The sequence below is a fragment of the Kosakonia sp. CFBP8986 genome, assembly GCF_034044935.1.
Taxonomy (GTDB): Bacteria; Pseudomonadota; Gammaproteobacteria; order Enterobacterales; family Enterobacteriaceae; genus Kosakonia; species Kosakonia cowanii.
Window position 1 is genome coordinate 214,061 of record NZ_JAXCXB010000004.1, and the last position, 16,003, is coordinate 230,063.

General features: G+C 57.9%; 13 protein-coding genes and 1 tRNA gene. 5 read left to right on the top strand and 9 right to left on the bottom strand.

Annotation, left to right across the window (positions count from 1 at the left end; all coding sequences use genetic code 11):
- Nucleotides 1–11: 11 nt before the first annotated feature.
- Nucleotides 12–1,265 carry a nucleoside permease gene (locus SOM48_RS10675; RefSeq protein ID WP_076769192.1) on the top strand — a complete coding sequence of 418 codons (1,254 nt, stop codon included), beginning with the start codon at nucleotides 12–14 and terminating at the stop codon, nucleotides 1,263–1,265.
- Nucleotides 1,266–1,744: 479 nt separating this feature from the next.
- On the opposite strand, the gene citG is transcribed toward SOM48_RS10675, so the two are convergent.
- Genes citG through SOM48_RS10715 form a run of 8 tightly spaced genes read right to left on the bottom strand, consistent with a single transcriptional unit; the run spans nucleotide 1,745 to nucleotide 9,096 of the window.
- Complete coding sequence (citG, locus tag SOM48_RS10680; RefSeq protein ID WP_139568666.1) at nucleotides 1,745–2,572, bottom strand: triphosphoribosyl-dephospho-CoA synthase CitG; 828 nt, start codon at nucleotides 2,570–2,572, stop codon at nucleotides 1,745–1,747.
- Nucleotides 2,550–3,089: a citrate lyase holo-[acyl-carrier protein] synthase gene (citX, locus tag SOM48_RS10685; RefSeq protein ID WP_320511905.1), complete on the bottom strand. Its 540-nt coding sequence runs from the start codon at nucleotides 3,087–3,089 to the stop codon at nucleotides 2,550–2,552. Before citX ends, citG begins: the two co-directional genes overlap by 23 nt.
- Nucleotides 3,086–4,612 (bottom strand): citrate lyase subunit alpha, encoded by a 1,527-nt coding sequence (gene citF / locus SOM48_RS10690; protein WP_313275498.1) that lies wholly within the window; start codon nucleotides 4,610–4,612, stop codon nucleotides 3,086–3,088. The genes citX and citF overlap by 4 nt, the downstream gene beginning before the upstream one ends.
- 10 nt (nucleotides 4,613–4,622) lie before the next feature.
- The gene (gene citE, locus SOM48_RS10695; RefSeq protein ID WP_023481022.1) at nucleotides 4,623–5,498 is read right to left on the bottom strand and encodes a citrate (pro-3S)-lyase subunit beta; all 876 of its coding nucleotides are present in this window, start codon (nucleotides 5,496–5,498) and stop codon (nucleotides 4,623–4,625) included.
- A complete protein-coding gene (gene citD, locus SOM48_RS10700) occupies nucleotides 5,495–5,788 on the bottom strand; it encodes a citrate lyase acyl carrier protein (RefSeq protein ID WP_042716827.1) in 294 nt (97 codons plus the stop codon). The genes citE and citD overlap by 4 nt, the downstream gene beginning before the upstream one ends.
- Nucleotides 5,789–5,806: 18 nt before the next feature.
- Nucleotides 5,807–6,826, bottom strand: coding sequence for a [citrate (pro-3S)-lyase] ligase (citC, locus tag SOM48_RS10705; RefSeq protein WP_042716828.1), 1,020 nt, complete (start codon nucleotides 6,824–6,826; stop codon nucleotides 5,807–5,809).
- A 16-nt stretch (nucleotides 6,827–6,842) separates the two neighbouring features.
- Nucleotides 6,843–7,709: a fumarylacetoacetate hydrolase family protein gene (locus SOM48_RS10710; protein WP_076769195.1), complete on the bottom strand. Its 867-nt coding sequence runs from the start codon at nucleotides 7,707–7,709 to the stop codon at nucleotides 6,843–6,845.
- A 22-nt stretch (nucleotides 7,710–7,731) separates the two neighbouring features.
- Complete coding sequence (locus tag SOM48_RS10715) at nucleotides 7,732–9,096, bottom strand: 2-hydroxycarboxylate transporter family protein (RefSeq protein ID WP_320511906.1); 1,365 nt, start codon at nucleotides 9,094–9,096, stop codon at nucleotides 7,732–7,734.
- Nucleotides 9,097–9,431: 335 nt separating this feature from the next.
- On the opposite strand from SOM48_RS10715, the gene SOM48_RS10720 reads away from it, so the two are divergent.
- On the top strand, nucleotides 9,432–11,066 hold the full coding sequence (locus SOM48_RS10720) for a sensor histidine kinase (RefSeq protein WP_320511907.1): 1,635 nt from the start codon (nucleotides 9,432–9,434) through the stop codon (nucleotides 11,064–11,066).
- On the top strand, nucleotides 11,056–11,748 hold the full coding sequence (locus tag SOM48_RS10725) for a response regulator (RefSeq protein ID WP_042716834.1): 693 nt from the start codon (nucleotides 11,056–11,058) through the stop codon (nucleotides 11,746–11,748). Before SOM48_RS10720 ends, SOM48_RS10725 begins: the two co-directional genes overlap by 11 nt.
- A 24-nt stretch (nucleotides 11,749–11,772) precedes the next feature.
- On the opposite strand, the gene SOM48_RS10730 is transcribed toward SOM48_RS10725, so the two are convergent.
- Nucleotides 11,773–13,908, bottom strand: a complete 2,136-nt coding sequence (locus tag SOM48_RS10730; RefSeq protein ID WP_076769197.1) for an ornithine decarboxylase — start codon at nucleotides 13,906–13,908, stop codon at nucleotides 11,773–11,775.
- 398 nt (nucleotides 13,909–14,306) lie between these two features.
- Here SOM48_RS10730 and SOM48_RS10735 point away from each other — a divergent pair, with 398 nt between their 5' ends.
- Both SOM48_RS10735 and SOM48_RS10740 read left to right on the top strand, forming a co-directional pair.
- Complete coding sequence (locus SOM48_RS10735; RefSeq protein ID WP_320511908.1) at nucleotides 14,307–15,026, top strand: DUF554 domain-containing protein; 720 nt, start codon at nucleotides 14,307–14,309, stop codon at nucleotides 15,024–15,026.
- 105 nt (nucleotides 15,027–15,131) lie between these two features.
- Nucleotides 15,132–15,207: transfer RNA gene (locus SOM48_RS10740), tRNA-Phe, on the top strand.
- Nucleotides 15,208–16,003 lie beyond the last annotated feature (796 nt).

The following is a 16,003-nucleotide window of genomic DNA, read 5'->3' on the forward strand; positions in this document are numbered from 1 at the left end:
AGGAAAAAAGCATGAATCTTAAGCTGCAGCTGAAAGTGATCATCTTTCTGCAGTTCTGCCTGTGGGGCAGTTGGCTGACGACACTTGGCTCTTATATGATCGTGACCCTGAAATTTCAGGGCGCGGAAGTCGGCGCGGTCTACAGCTCCCTTGGTATCGCCTCGCTGTTTATGCCAACCCTTTTAGGCATCGTCGCCGATAAGTGGCTTAGCGCGAAATGGGTATATGCCCTCTGCCATCTGGTCGGTGCCATCACGCTGTTTATCGCCGCAGGCGTCACCACGCCGGGCGCGATGTTCGCCATTATTCTGCTCAACTCGCTGGCCTATATGCCGACGCTGAGCCTGGTGAACTCCATCTCCTATTTCCGTCTTAAATCTGCCGGGCACGATATCGTCACCGATTTCCCGCCGATTCGTATCTGGGGCACCATCGGCTTTATCCTCGCCATGTGGGCGGTGAGCTTCTCCGGCTTTGAGTTAAGCCATATGCAGCTCTACATTGGCGCGGCGCTGTCGCTGCTGCTGAGCGTGATTGCGCTGACGCTGCCGCACATTCCGGTGGCTAACAGCAAGCAGAAGCAGACCTGGGTGGAGATGCTCGGCCTGAACGCCTTTGCGCTGTATAAAAACAAACGTATGGCGATCTTCTTTATCTTCTCTATGCTGCTGGGTGCGGAGTTGCAGATCACCAATATGTTTGGCAACACCTTCCTGCACAGCTTCGACTCGAATCCGCTGTTCGCTAACAGCTTTATCGTTACCCATGCGTCGGTAATGATGTCGATTTCGCAGATTTCGGAAACCGTCTTTATCCTCGCCATTCCGTTCTTCCTGAGCCGTTACGGCATTAAGAACGTGATGATGATCAGTATCCTCGCCTGGGTGCTGCGCTTTGGTCTGTTCGCTTACGGCGACCCGACGCCGTTCGGCACCGTGCTGCTGGTGCTGTCGATGATCGTGTACGGTTGCGCCTTCGACTTCTTCAACATCTCCGGCTCGGTGTTTGTTGAGAAAGAGGTTAGCCCGGAAATCCGCGCCAGTGCGCAGGGTATGCTGCTGATGATGACCAACGGCTTCGGCTGTATCCTCGGCGGTATGGTGAGCGGCAAAGTGGTAGAGATGTACACCACCGCCGGTCTTACCGACTGGAAAACCGTGTGGCTGATCTTCGCCGGTTACTCGCTGGTGCTGGCCGTCGCCTTCGTGATGCTGTTTAAGTACAAGCATGTGCGCGAGCCATCTGGCGTGACGCAGAAAGCGTAAACAGAAAACCCGGCCTGAGCGCCGGGTTTTTTATGGGTCTCATTTTGTGGGCCTGATAAGCGAAGCTTTTGTAGGCCTGATAAGCGCAGCGCCATCAGGCATTTCCCCCATTGCCGGATGGCGGCGTTGCCTTATCCGGCCTACATAACTGATAAGCGCAGCGCCATCTGGCATTTGCACCCATCGCCGGATGGCGGCGTTGCCTTATCCGGCCTACGAAACAGCCTCTTCAGGCATGTCGGCGCTGACACATAATCGGTGCACGTTCGTAGGCCTGATAAGCGCAGCGCCATCAGGCATTTGCACCCATTGCCGGATGGCGGCGTTGCCTTATCCGGCCTACATAACACCGCCATCAGGCATTTCCCCATCGCCGGATGGCGGCGTTGCCTTATCCGGCCTACATAACACCGCCATCAGGCATTTCCCCAATCGCCGGATGGCGGCGATGCCTTATCCGGCCTACGTAACAGCTTCGGTTACGGGATCATCGCCAGCACATACGCCACTGCCAGCAGATCGGCGCTGCCGCCGGGGCTTAAATGTCGCGCAATCAACGCCTGGTCCATCTGGCGTAAATCATCTTTCTTCCATCCGGTGGCTAATAGCTGCTGTGCATAATCCTGCACATAACGCAGCCCCGCGAGGCCACCGCGTGACACCAGATTGCTGTCGCGGTTAACCGCCATCAGCCTGAGCAGCGCGTTATGCAAACGGCGCTCCCCCTGCTCCTGCTGCCAGAAGGGCAATACCGCACGGCGCACGGTGATAAACCCTTGCTCCGCCTCGCCGCGCGCGCCGGTCAGGCCATAGTCGCGAAACTGCTTTTCACCAGCCGTGATTGCCTGCGCCCGCCCGGCCAGCTCGCGTGCCACCAGCCCGCGGCAAATCGCGCTCACCTCGTTACAAAGCGCATCCGCGCTCAGTTGCCAGCCCAGCCCCCGCAGCCGCCCGGCGGCAAACGACAGCAACCCGAGTGAAAAGATGCCACCTTTATGAGTATTCACCCCATCAGTGGCGGCAAACATCGCCTGCTCGCAGGCAATCCCCATCGGTCGAATCAGCCGTAACTGCGCCGCCGGTTTATGGGCGTTATCAAAACCCGCCTGCTCGAAGCGTGCAAACCAGGGCGTAATGGCATCGATACTGGCAAGAAACAGCGCGTAATCCATATCGCGGTGCGCACCGCTGTTTGCCCTGTCCACCAGCCCCGGCTTCGGGGTGAGATCCAGCTCCTGCCGCAGCGCCCGCGCCGCCAGCGCAGGCACAAACGCCACGGCAGGTTTAGTCGCGGGTAAACCAGCCATTAATCAGCCCCTCAACGCGGTTCACCACCTCATCCAGCGGATGACGGCGCGAGCGGGCGCAGTTGTGCGCCGGTTCATCGCACACCAGACAGCGGCGGGTGCTGCGATCCAGTGAATGGCGGCCAACCTGGCCGTTTTGCGGGCAGAAGATATCAAAATCCCACAGCCTGCCGAGCGGATGGGTCTGCTCCAGCTCAATGCACTGCGCTTTGATTTCCACCGCCGGATGGGCCACGCACCACATCGCTTCCGCACCGGTCGGCAGCCACAGCACTTGCCGGTCAAGCGTCTGCCAGCCGCGCTGCCACAGCATCTGGTCGCAGGCCTGTAACGCCACGCCCATGGTGTTGCGATAGCGCATCGTATCTTTCACCGCGCCCGGGGTAACCAGCGTCAGGGAGATAATCGGTTGATGATAGTGGCGAAGCCAGTCAGCCTGGCGCGCGGCGCGGTTCTCTTTCGCCGCCAGCAGCGCCTCGAGGCTGACACCCGTACGCTCGGGAGTCATCGTAGTCATAACGCCTCCTCTTTTACCTGGCGCACAACGTCAATCACGCTGCCGTCGCGATAGCGGATCACCCCGACAATCCGGTCGGTAAAGGCGATCGGTTTTGGCTCGCCGGTAAGCGAAATCGCCCGCTGATAGAGCGCCTCGATATCGACAACGTTCAGCCCGGCCGCCACTAAACGTTCGCGGACTTCCGGGCGCGCCGGATTGACCGCAATGCCGTGATCGGTGACCAGCACATCAATGCTCTCCCCCGGCGTCAGGCGGGTGGTCACGCGCTTCACCACTGTCGGAATGCGGCTGCGCAGCAATGGGGCAACCACAATGGTCAGATTCGCCGCCGCGGCCACATCGCAGTGGCCGCCGGATGCGCCGCGCATCACGCCGTCCGAACCGGTAATAACGTTGACGTTGAAGTCGATATCGATCTCCAGCGCGCTGAGGATCACCACGTCCAGCTGGTCGCAGCTTGCCGCTTTACCGCCGGGGTTGGCGTAAACGTTGGTCGAGATCTCCACATGGTTGGGATTACGGCGCAGCGAAGCCGCCGCTTCGCCATCAAAGCACTGGGTATCGAGCAGCTTCTCAATCAGCCCCTTCTCATGCAGTTCGACCAGGCTGCCGGTAATGCCGCCGAGGGCGAAACGGGCTTTTACGCCGTGGCGCGCCATCTTCTCGGCCATAAAGCGGGTCGCCGCAGTCGATGCCGCGCCGGAGCCGGTCTGCATCGAGAAGCCATCGCGGAAGTAGCCGGAGTGCTCAATCACATCCGCCGCATAGCGGGCGATCATCAACTCTCGTGGATTGCTGGTAACACGCGCGGCACCGACGCTTATTTTGGCCGGATCGCCCACGCTCTCCACCTGGACAATCAGATCCACCCGATCCTGGCTCAGACTGGCGGGCATATTGGGAAACGGCACCACTTCTTCGGTCAGCAGCACCACTTTATCGGCAAATTCGGCGTCAACCATCGCGTAGCCGAGCGAGCCACAGCAGGATCTCCCCTGCGTACCGTTGGCGTTACCGAAGGCATCGCTGCACGGCACGCCGAGAAAGGCGACATCGATCTTCAGCTCACCATCCTGCAACAGTTTTACCCGCCCGCCGTGGGAATGGATCTGCACCGGCTCCGCCATCAGCCCGTGGGAGATGGCATCCGCCAGCTTGCCGCGCATGCCGGAGGTGTAAATTTTGCGGATCACGCCGCTCTGAATATGCTCAATCAGCTCATCGTTACAGGTCATCAGCGAACTGGAGGCGAGCGTCAGGTTTTTGAAGCCGAGGCGCGCAAGGGTTGCCACCACGGTGTTAATCACCCGGTCGCCTTCGCGAAAGGCGTGGTGGAAAGAGATGGTCATACCATCGCGCAGGCCGCTGCGCGTAATCGCCTCTTCCAGCGAGGCGCAGAGTTTACGGTTTAGCCTGGCGTCCTCATCCGCCAGCCACGGTGTGGCGCTATGGGCGGTATCAAAGGGTTTTAATTCACGCAGATGGGGAAAGTTGACGTGAAGCAGCTCGGTTTGGTTCATGGTTTTCTCCTTAACGACGCACGCCGGACGCCGCCGCGCGTTCCAGCACCATCTGCGCATGGTTAATAATGGGGGCGTCGATCATTTTGCCGTTCAGGGAGACGACGCCAAGGCCGTTGCGCTCCCCCTCCTCTGCCGCTTCAATCACGACTTTGGCGTGATCAACCTCCTGCTGCGTCGGCGCATAAGCGTTATGCAGCAGGTCAATCTGGCGTGGGTTAATCAGCGATTTGCCGTTAAAGCCCATCTTGCGCACCAGCTCCACTTCGCGCAGGAACCCGGCTTCATCATTGACGTCTGACCACACCACGTCGAAAGCGTCGATACCGGCAGCGCGGGCGGCGTGCAGCACCGCGCAGCGGGCATAGAAGAGTTCGGTGCCGTCGCCGCGCTCGGTCTGCATATCCATCACGTAATCGAAGGCCGCCAGCGCAATGCCGATCAGCCGCTGCGAGCTGCGGGCAATTGCCACGGCGTTAATCACGCCAATCGCCGACTCAATCGCCGCCATCACGCGGGTTGATCCCACTTCCCGCCCGCAGGCAAGCTCAATGCGCTCCAGGTGGCGCTCCAGTTCGTAGATATCCTCCGGGCTGTCGGTTTTCGGCAGGCGTACCACATCAACACCGGCGCGCACCACCGCCTCGAGATCCGGCAGGCCAAACGGCGTATTCAGCGGGTTGATGCGTACCACGGTTTCAATATCCTGATACATCGGATGTTGCAGAGCATGAAAGACCAGCAGGCGCGCGGTATCTTTCTCGCGCAGCGCCACCGCATCTTCGAGGTCAAACATGATTGAATCGGGACGGTAGATAAAGGCGGTGGAGAGCATGGCGGCGTTAGCGCCCGGCAGAAACAGCATGCTACGACGAAGTTTTTTCACAACAATGTCCCCCACGCGATCTCCTTCTCTTCCGCCGCGCGCAGCACGGCGCTTTGCAGACGGGCGCGGATTACGCAATCCAGCGCGCCTTTATCTTCAATAATGATTAAGCCCTGGCGGATCTCCATCGCGCGCAGCGTCTCATTCACCACGCGGCGGATCTGATCGCCAAACTGCTTAATCACTTCGCTGCGCACCACCACCTCCAGTTCACCGTCGGTAGGGGCGATTTTCACCATCAGGTCGCTGGATTCGAGGGTTCCCGCCAGCGCCTCCCGTACAATTTTCATAGTTATTAGTCCTGATTTTTAAGCGACTTCCACGCTGTAATGAGCTTCAAGGTGCGCGAAAGTGGTATCTGGTACGATTTCCCGAATGCGGGAAAACTGGTGTGTTTTTAATAAACGGCGTACTTCGGACGCCGAAATTGCCGTGCCTGCGGCTTTAATGCGTGGGATCTCCACCACCTCAACCGCGCCCGCCAGCATCTGGTGCATGGTGTTGTTGTACTGGCGGGTCACCGCGCAAAAGGGTTCGCTGCCAATAAAGCGGTGGGTAATGCCGAGCGCCGGGGCGATATGGTTGCGAAAGATCAGCAGGTCGATTTCGCTCCACGCCTGCTGCACTTTGCCGGTCTCTTTCAGGAAGTAGGCCGGAAAGGTAGCGCGGGAGATGATGTACTGCGAGCCCTCATGCACCGTGACATTCGCCAGGTGCGCTACGCCCGCTTTCACCATCTTTAGCCGCGCGGCGAAGGGGAAAAACGAGGCATCTTCGCGCACCACAAATAGATGCAGGGCATCGCAGGCTTTTGCCGCCTGCTCCACCAGATGGCGGTGGCCGAGGGTAAAGGGGTTGGCGTTCATGACGATGGCGCCAATGCGCTTACCCGCCAGCCGCTTTGCCCGCAGCGAGCGGCAGTAGCGCTCAATGCCCGACGGCGTGTTCTCCATCAGCACCGCGTTATTGCCGCTCTGGACGATGGGCCAGAAGCCGCTGTGCTGAAAGCGCTCCCGGTTGCAGGGGCGCGTGCAGAGAAAGAGGTGGAAGTGGCCGCGCGCCAGCGCCAGGTTCTCCACTTCCGCCAGCAGCCGGGCGCTGAGGTTTTCGCCGCGAAGCTGCGCATCAACCGCCACGCATTTGATGACGTTCGCGGCAAGGCCTGCACACCCCACCAGTTGCTCTCCCGACCAGGCTTCAACGAAGGTCGTGATGTCGCTGTCCATGCCTAATCCGCTGTCGGCTAATAGCGAGCGGATGCGCTCGAGCCGGGGCGTGTTACCGTTGACTTCCGCAATGCGGAAGTCGATGGAGGGTCGTGTGTGCATCTGTTGGCCTTCGTCCTTAGTGCGCTGCTGCCAGCGCCTGCTCCGGCGCTTCCACGATCACATTGCTGAGATGTCCGATCTTCTCGATCTCCACTTCGATGCGATCGCCCGCCTTCATAAACAGCGGCGGGGTGCGCTTTTTCCCGACGCCCCCCGGTGAACCGGTGATGATCACATCGCCCGGCGTCAGGCTGGTGAAGGTACTGATGTATTCAATAAGCTCGGCAACTTTGTGGATCATGCTGGCGGTGGTGTCATCCTGCACCATGCGGCCATTGAGCCAGGTGCGGATGGCGAGTGTATGCGGGTCGGGGATCTCATCGGCGGTGGTCATCCACGGGCCAAATGCCCCGGTCTGCCGCCAGTTTTTCCCGGCGGTAAACCAGCTGTGCTGCCAGTCTCGCGCCGAGCCATCCATATAGCAGCTGTAACCCGCCACATGGCTTAAGGCTGTTTCGCGGGCGATATTCTCCCCGCCTTTACCGATAATCACCGCCAGTTCGCCTTCATAGTCGAACTCGCTGGAGTGGCGCGGTTTCACCACCGGCGCGTTATGGCCGGTTTGCGAATCGGCAAAGCGGACAAACAGCGTCGGCGCCGGGTTGTGCTGGTCGAACTCTTTGCGTTTTTCGGCGTAGTTCATCCCAACACAGAGGATTTTGCCTGGGTTATCAATCACCGGCAGAAAGGCGATCTCATCAAAACGCAGATCGGCGGCTTCTTCGCTGTAGCGCGCGGCCTGCGCCAGCCCATCGTCGGCGGCGAGCAGCGCTTTTAAATCGGCGTAGCGGTCGCCCAGGCGCTGGCCGAGGTTGACGACGCCTTCCGCGCTGACGATGCCGTAGCTGCGGATACCCTGGTGAACAAAGCTTGCGAGTTTCATATCAGTTCCTGTAATTCCTGAATCAGACGAGGAAGTTGCCGAGCACCAGCAGCGAGATGGAGACGTTAATTGCTCCACCGATACGGGTAGCGATCTGTGCGAACGGCATCAGGCTCATACGGTTACCTGCGGTAAGAATGGCGACGTCGCCGGTGCCGCCCTGCCCGCTCTGGCAGCAGGAGACGATGGCGACATCAATCGGGTGCATACCGATCTTTTTACCGACGAAGAAGCCGGTCGCGACCAGCGCGGAGACGGTGCTGACAATCACCAGCAGGTTATTGATGGTGAAAGCGTGAACCAGCTCTTCCCACGGCGTAATGGCCACGCCAACGGCGAAGAGGATCGGGTAGGTGACCGAGGTCTGGAAGAATTTGTAGACCACCTGCGAGCCTTCCAGCAGACGCGGAGAGACGCCGTGGGCAAGCTTAATCAGCACCGCGATAAACAGCATGCCGACCGGCGCAGGCAGGCCAATCAGTTTGTGGCCGAGCATACCGATCATATAGAGCAGCACCGCCAACAGTGCTCCTGCGGCAATGGTCGTGACATCGGTTTTACCGGAGAAGGCCGGGGTCGCAGAGGCCGGTTCGTCGCCGTTACTGCGGTTCGGCATCAGTTGGCCTTCGCCAGTAAGGTGCGGGAAGCGTTTACCAAGCTGGTTCAGGCAGCCGGAGATAATGATCGCCGTCAGCCCGCCGAGCATCACCATCGGCAGCACGCGACCGAGCGCAACGCCCTGATCCATATGCAGCAGCGTGGCGTAACCAATTGACAGCGGGATCGCGCCTTCGCCCACGCCGCCCGCCATGATCGGCAGAATGATAAAGAAGAAGATCTGGAACGGCTCCATGCCGAGCGCCATGCCAACGCCCATGCCGACCAGCATGCCGACGATTTCACCGCACAGCATCGGGAAGAAGATACGCAAGAAGCCCTGAATCAGCGTGGTGCGATTCATGCTCATAATGCTGCCAACAATAATGCAGCAGATGTAGAGATAGAGAATGTTGGTCGATTTGTAGAACTTGGTGGTGGACTCAACCACCACATCCGGCAGCAGGCCGTAATAGACCATCGCCGAGGGGATAAAGGTGGCGCAAATCGCCGCCGCGCCCAGCTTGCCAACAATCGGCAGCCGCTTGCCAAACTCGCCGCAGGCGAAGCCAAAAAAGGCCAGCGTGGCGACCATCACCACGATATCGCTCGGCAGCTTACCGCCGAGACAGTCGACGGCAATTAATGCCCCCGCCAAAAGAAACAGCGGCAGGGGAATAATCCCGACTTTCCAGCTATCCATAATGTGCCACCACTTATCTTTCAGTGATGTTTTATCAAGCGTTCGCGACTTTCCGGGTACAGAGAATGAATCGTCAGTTGTGCTCATAATTAAGCCCCTTCGTTATTTTGTGCTTACAGCGTAGTGGGCTAAATACACACTTTATGTGAGGGCAGGCATAATAAAACCAGAGTTTTTAAGGCACCTATGGTTTTTATGGTTTCTTCTATTTTGCGTGAGCTGGCTCTTATTTATTGCCGTGGTTTTTATGGTTTTTTTAAAAGGAAATACATGTTCATAACAAACCGTAACAGGAGGTTGTAACAGCTTGTTTTTCCACAGTAACACGCGCTGTGTAAGGGATCACAAGTTTCCCGCAAACTGCTCGCCCGCGCAGGGAAAAGTGTTACATTGAGGCTTTCCTTATTGCTGCGCGTGTCGTTATGAAAGTCTCCTTTCAAATCAAGCTGTTTATCTCGCTGGTGCTTTTCTTCTCCGGCCTGTTCGTCCTGTTGGGCGTTTATTATTACAAGGACGTCGGACGCCAGCTCTATCAGGAGATGAGCGCCCGCGCGAAAATACAGGCGGAAGAGATTGCGATTATTCCGAATCTACGGCGCTCCGTCGCCGAGAAGAATATTCCCGCTATTAATCAGTTTATGCAAAAGGTGGTTTCCCACAGTGATGCCAGCTTTATTGTGATTGGTGATAATAAAGGCCTGCACCTATTTCACTCCGTACATGCGGATGTGGTGGGAAAAACGCTGGTCGGCGGCGATAACGCGGAAGTATTACAGGGCAAAAGCACCACCACTATTCGCAAAGGCGGGTTGGGGATTTCGCTACGCAGTAAAGCGCCTATTTTTGATGACGCTGGCCGGGTGGTTGGCATTGCCTCGGTTGGGTATCTGACCAGCTATCTGGATGCCATCACCCTCGGCAAAGTGATTAATATCTTTATCGCCGCCGTGCTGCTGCTCGTCGCGCTGTTTGTCTTCTCCTGGTTTTTTACCCGCAGCATTAAAAAGCAGATCTTCTCCCTTGAGCCGCGCGAGATTGGCCTGCTGGTGCGCCAGCAGAAGGCGATGATGGAGTCGATCTACGAAGGGGTGATTGCGATTGATCGCGAGTCGCGCATTGAGGTGATCAACCAGGCGGCGCGTAAGCTGCTGGGGCTGAGCCAGCCGACCCGCGCCCTGCGGGGCCATGCGATTAGCGATGTCATTGCGCCGGTGCCCTTTTTTGCCGCCGGGACGATGCTGGAGAGCGACACCCATGATGAGATTTGCCGCTTCAACCACCTGACGGTGATCGCCAGCCGGGTGCGCATTATGCTCGAAGATAGCTTACAAGGGTGGGTGATCACCTTTCGCGATCGTAATGAGATCGACAGCCTGAGCGCGCAGTTAAGCCAGGTAAAGCGCTATGCTGACAACCTGCGCATTATGCGCCATGAGCAGCTTAACCGCATGACCACCCTTTCCGGCCTGCTGCATATGGAGCGTTACGACGAGGCGGTGAACTATATTCAGGCCCAGTCGGAACATGCTCAGGAGCTACTGGACTTTATCTCCTCGCGCTTTACCTCGCCGACCATTTGCGGTCTGCTGCTGGGCAAAGCGGCGCGCGCGCGGGAGAAGGGCGTGGAGCTAAACTTCGACCCATTAAGCCGCATGGATCGCCCCTGTCGTGGGCTGGCAGAAGCGGAGCTGATCTCCATCATCGGCAACCTGCTGGATAACGCCATTGAAGCGACCCAGCGCGCCCCCCTGCCGCACGATCCGGTTGATGTGCTGATCCTGCTTAACGAGCGGGAGCTGATCATTGAAGTGGCGGATCGCGGGATTGGGATCGATCCGGCGATTGCCGATCGCATCTTTGAGCGCGGGGTAACCACCAAACGCCGCGGCGATCACGGCATTGGCCTCTATCTGATCGCCAGCTATGTCACCCAGGCGGGCGGCGCGATCGAGGTGTCGGCTAATGCGCCCCGCGGCACCATTTTTTCTCTGTTTATTCCTGAAACGGGCAGCGCTCCGCGCCCCGTTGCCACCGTGGATGAGATGTATGCAACATGAACCGATAGACGTGCTGATCGTCGAAGATGAAGAGACGCTGGCGCAGCTCAACGCTGAACTGGTGAGTAAACATCCGCGCCTGCGGCTGGTGGGGATGGCGTCATCGCTGGCGGAAGCGAAAACACTCCTTAGCCAGCGGCAGCCGCAGCTTATCCTGCTGGATAACTACCTGCCGGATGGCAAAGGCATCACGCTGATTAGCGACCCCGAGATTATCAACGCCAACTGTTCGGTGATCTTTATTACCGCCGCCAGCGATATGGACACCTGTAGCCAGGCGATCCGCAACGGTGCCTTCGACTACATTCTCAAACCGGTGTCGTGGAAGCGCTTAAGCCAGTCGCTGGAGCGCTTTGTGCAGTTCACCGAGCAGCAGCGGGTGTGGAAGATTGTTGACCAGCAGAACGTCGACACCCTCTATCAGCTACAGTCGAAAAATTACCGCCAGGATAACGGCAGCAAAGGGATTGAAGAGAGCACGCTGGCGCTGGTGCAGAAGCTATTCGCCGACGATGAGGCGCGCTGTTTTTCCGTTGATGAGGTGGTAAGCGAAACGGGGCTGAGCAAAACCACCACCCGCCGCTACCTTGAACACTGTGTCGAAGCGGGCTTTCTGGCAGTGGAGATGCAGTATGGCAAGATTGGTCACCCGCGACGCATTTACCGCCGCGCGGCCGCCTGAGACGCATCCCAGGCGGCGCGGTGATTACTTCAGCACGTAACCATAGAGGCGCTTGATGCCATCGGCATCGGTTTCCGAGTAGACGCCCTGTAGCTCCGGCGAGAAGCCGGGCAGCAGGTTAACCCCCTCCTCCAGCGCGAGGAAGTAGCGCTGCACCGCTCCACCCCACACTTCACCCGGCACCACGCAGAGCACGCCCGGCGGATAGGGCAGCGCGCCCTCTGCCGCAATGCGCCCTTCCGCCTCGCTGATGCGCACCAGCTCGACGTTGCCGCGAATAAACTCGCTGTTGGCATCCTGCGGATTCATCGCCACCGCCGGGAAGCTCTCTTTGCGGAACATCGCTTTTTGCAGATCTTTAACGTCAAAGCTGACGTAGAGATCGTGCATCTCCTGGCACAGTTCGCGCAGGGTGTAATCGCGGTAGCGCACCGGGTATTTGTTAAAGATGGTCGGCAGCACGTCGGCCAGCGGCGTGTCATCTTCAATATGCTGCTCAAACTGGGCGATCATCGCCACCAGCTGCGCCATCTTCTCCGCGCTTTCGGCAGGCGTCAGCAGGAAGAGGATCGAGTTGAGATCGCACTTCTCCGGCACAATGCCGTTTTCACGCAGGTAGTGCGCCAGAATGGTCGCCGGAATGCCGAAATCGGTGTATTCACCCGTCTCCGCATCGATGCCCGGCGTGGTGAGCAGCAGTTTGCAGGGATCGACAAAATATTGATCCTGGGCGTAGCCGGCAAAACCGTGCCACTTGTCGCCCGGCTCAAAGCTGAAGAAGCGGCGCTTGCGGGCGATAAGCTCGGTGGGATGATCCTGCCATGGGCGACCGCCGATCACCGGCGGCACAAACGGCTGGATCATTTTGCAGTTGGCGATGATCGCTTTGCGCGCCTCAATGCCCAGCTCGACGCACTCCGCCCACAGCCTGCGCCCGCTCTCGCCCTGGTGAATTTTGGCGTTGATATCCAGCGCGGCAAACAGCGGATAAAACGGGCTGGTGGAGGCGTGCAGCATAAAGGCGTTATTCAAACGCTTGTGCGGGCAGAAGCGCGCCTGGCCGCGCAGGTGGTTATCTTTTTTGTGGATCTGCGAGGTTTGCGAGAAGCCCGCCTGCTGTTTATGCACCGACTGGGTGACGAAGATCCCCGGATCGTTCTCATTCAGATCGAGCAGCAGCGGCGAGCAGTCGGCCATCATCGGGATAAACTGCTCGTAACCGACCCACGCCGAATCAAACAGGATGTAGTCGCACAGGTGGCCGATCTTATCGATCACCTGGCGGGCGTTGTAGATCGTGCCATCGTAGGTGCCAAGCTGGATCACCGCCAGGCGGAACGGGCGCGGCTGTTTGGCCTTATCAGGCGCGACATCGCTGATTAAGGTGCGCAGGTAGGCTTCATCAAAACAGTGATCGTCAATGCCGCCAATAAAGCCAAACGGGTTGCGCGCCGCTTCCAGATAGACCGGCGTCGCCCCGGCCTGAATCAGCGCGCCGTGGTGGTTGGATTTATGGTTATTACGATCGAAGAGCACCAGATCGCCGCGCGTCAGCAGCGCATTGGTCACCACTTTATTGGCGGCGGAGGTGCCGTTAAGCACAAAGTAGGTTTTGTCGGCGTTAAATACTTTGGCGGCAAACTTCTGCGCGTGCTTGGCGGAGCCTTCGTGGATCAGCAAATCACCGAGCTTGACGTCGGCGTTGCACATATCGGCGCGAAAGACGTTCTCACCGAAAAAGTCGTAGAACTGGCGGCCTGCCGGGTGCTTTTTAAAGAAGGCACCGTGCTGGTGGCCGGGACAGGCGAAGGTGCTGTTCTTCATCTCGACATATTGACGCAGCGTATCGAAGAACGGCGGCAGCAGCGTCGCTTCATAATCACAGGCGGCGGCTTCCAGCTCCAGCCACTCCTGATCGCGTCCGCTAATCACCGCCGTCACGCCTTCAGGCGCGGTAACCGGTTCGCCGGAGAAGAGAAAGACCGGCAGATTAAAACCAGTGCGTTTGAGCAGCGCGAGAATGCCGCTGCGGCTCTCCGCTACCGTCATGACGACTGCCGCCACATCCGTAAAATCGGTACTCTCAAGGGAGATCACCTCGCGGTGGGTTGAGAGGGTGGAGAGCAGCTCGCGGCTGACGGCAATTTTCAGTGAGTTCATAAGCACGAATACCCGTTTCAGGGGAGTAAAAAGCCCCGGACGAAGCAGTGGCTTCGCCCAACGAAAAAGTCTGGCTGGGATCAGCTCCGGACGCCAGACATCAGTAAAAGCAGAAAATCGCTGATCTTACTGTTGTCCTGCGGTGAGCGTGCGCTACCCTCACCGCATGGTGAGAAAGAGTGACGATAAGCGGGGGCGAGTGGCCTTGGCACGGGCGTGAAACGCAGTGTCAGCGGCTGAAATGTACAGCATCAGGCGGCCCCGTCAGATGGATGAAAATTCGCGCAATCATGTCATTTTTAACCCGCAGGCGCAACCTGGGTGGCACTTCGCCGCGCATAAAAATGCTATGGTATGCGCCTTCTTATTCATTTTTATGGCACTTCAGGAGTGTGAACGTGCTGACAGGTCCTTTTATTAACGCGGCTGCCGTGCTGATCGGCGGCACGCTCGGTGCGCTGATGAGCCACCGTTTACCGGAGCGCGTGCGCTCATCAATGCCCTCCATTTTTGGCCTTGCTTCGCTTGGCATCGGCATTTTACTGGTGGTCAAATGCGTCAACCTGCCGGTGATGGTGCTGGCGACGCTGCTCGGCACACTGATTGGCGAGCTCTGTTATGTTGAACGCGGCATCGGCGGCGGCGTTAACGCCCTGCGCAAGCTGGCGCAGAAGCGCAACGCGGTTGAGTCAGCCTCCAGCGCCCATGAGTCGTTTATTCAGAGCCTGGTGGCGATCATTATTCTCTTTTGCGCCAGCGGGACCGGGATTTTTGGCGCCATGCGCGAAGGGATGACCGGCGACCCCAGCATTCTGATTGCTAAAGCGTTTCTCGATTTCTTTACCGCGCTGATCTTCGCCACTTCGCTCGGTTTCGCCGTGGCGATCATCTCGGTTCCAATGCTGATTATTCAGCTGACGCTCGCCACCTGCGCGACGCTGATTTTGCCGCTGACCACCCCGCCGATGATGGGCGATTTTACCGCCGTCGGTGGCATTCTGCTGCTGGCGACCGGGCTGCGCATCTGCGGGATAAAGATGTTTGCCGTGGCGAATATGCTGCCGGCGCTGGTGCTGGCAATGCCGCTATCCGCCCTCTGGACGGCCTTTTTTGCCTGAGTGCGCGTGCAATGGGCAGAAAGTGGTGATAGATTGTGCACTCTGTGACGAAATGAAGAAATTTCGTTGACGGAGCGCAGTGAATCAGGTTTAATGCGCCCCGTTGCCCGGATAGCTCAGTCGGTAGAGCAGGGGATTGAAAATCCCCGTGTCCTTGGTTCGATTCCGAGTCCGGGCACCACTTATTCAGAGAACCCAGCCTATGGCTGGGTTTTTGCTTTTCTACGACCGGACTCTCCATCGAACTCCGTTCGATTATTCGCCGTAAACGGCTCACCCCTTCGGGGCCAGCGCGACAGGCGCGCTGTTCAACGCCTGCGGCGTTAGTCCGAGTCCGGGCACCACTTATTCTTAACCCTCGCCTTCGGCGGGGGTTTTTCGTTTCTGGAGTATGGACTCTCCATCGAACTCCGTTCGATTATTCGCCGTAAACGGCTCACCCCTTCGGGGCCAGCGCGGCAAGCGCGCTGTTCAACGCCTGCGGCGTTAGTCCGGGTCCGGGCACCACTAATTCAGAGAACCCAGCCTATGGCTGGGTTTTTGCTTTTCTACGACCGGACTCTCCATCGAACTCCGTTCGATTATTCGCCGCAAGCGGCTCACCCCTTCGGGGCCAGCGCGACAAGCGCGCTGTTCAACGCCTGCGGCGTTAGTCCGGGTCCGGGCACCACTAATTTAAAGAAACCAGCCTACGGGCTGGTTTTTTGCTTTCTGGAGTATGGATTCTCCATCGAATTCCGTTCGATTATTAACCACACACCGCGCCTTATATTAATTAATACCTAAGAGCACATGTTAAAAAGTAATATTATTCAAATAATAAAATTGCCATTTCTTTTATCTATACTATTTAAAGCTTAGCCTGAGAATAAAACTCTCATTTATTCACGCTATTATTAATTAGTAATAAAGCGTGAGATAGATCACAACAAGAAGTTATCTCTTTTACAGCTTCCTATTACAGATTGCCTTCCAGA

Excerpts from the sequence above, each read along its gene's own strand:
- SOM48_RS10675 (WP_076769192.1), top strand. The coding sequence starts at position 12 with ATGAATCTTAAGCTGCAGCTGAAAGTGATCATCTTTCTGCAGTTCTGC.
- citG (WP_139568666.1), bottom strand. The coding sequence starts at position 2,572 with ATGGCTGGTTTACCCGCGACTAAACCTGCCGTGGCGTTTGTGCCTGCG.
- citX (WP_320511905.1), bottom strand. The coding sequence starts at position 3,089 with ATGACTACGATGACTCCCGAGCGTACGGGTGTCAGCCTCGAGGCGCTG.
- citF (WP_313275498.1), bottom strand. The coding sequence starts at position 4,612 with ATGAACCAAACCGAGCTGCTTCACGTCAACTTTCCCCATCTGCGTGAA.
- citD (WP_042716827.1), bottom strand. The coding sequence starts at position 5,788 with ATGAAAATTGTACGGGAGGCGCTGGCGGGAACCCTCGAATCCAGCGAC.
- citC (WP_042716828.1), bottom strand. The coding sequence starts at position 6,826 with ATGCACACACGACCCTCCATCGACTTCCGCATTGCGGAAGTCAACGGT.
- SOM48_RS10710 (WP_076769195.1), bottom strand. The coding sequence starts at position 7,709 with ATGAAACTCGCAAGCTTTGTTCACCAGGGTATCCGCAGCTACGGCATC.
- SOM48_RS10715 (WP_320511906.1), bottom strand. The coding sequence starts at position 9,096 with ATGAGCACAACTGACGATTCATTCTCTGTACCCGGAAAGTCGCGAACG.
- SOM48_RS10720 (WP_320511907.1), top strand. The coding sequence starts at position 9,432 with ATGAAAGTCTCCTTTCAAATCAAGCTGTTTATCTCGCTGGTGCTTTTC.
- SOM48_RS10725 (WP_042716834.1), top strand. The coding sequence starts at position 11,056 with ATGCAACATGAACCGATAGACGTGCTGATCGTCGAAGATGAAGAGACG.
- SOM48_RS10730 (WP_076769197.1), bottom strand. The coding sequence starts at position 13,908 with ATGAACTCACTGAAAATTGCCGTCAGCCGCGAGCTGCTCTCCACCCTC.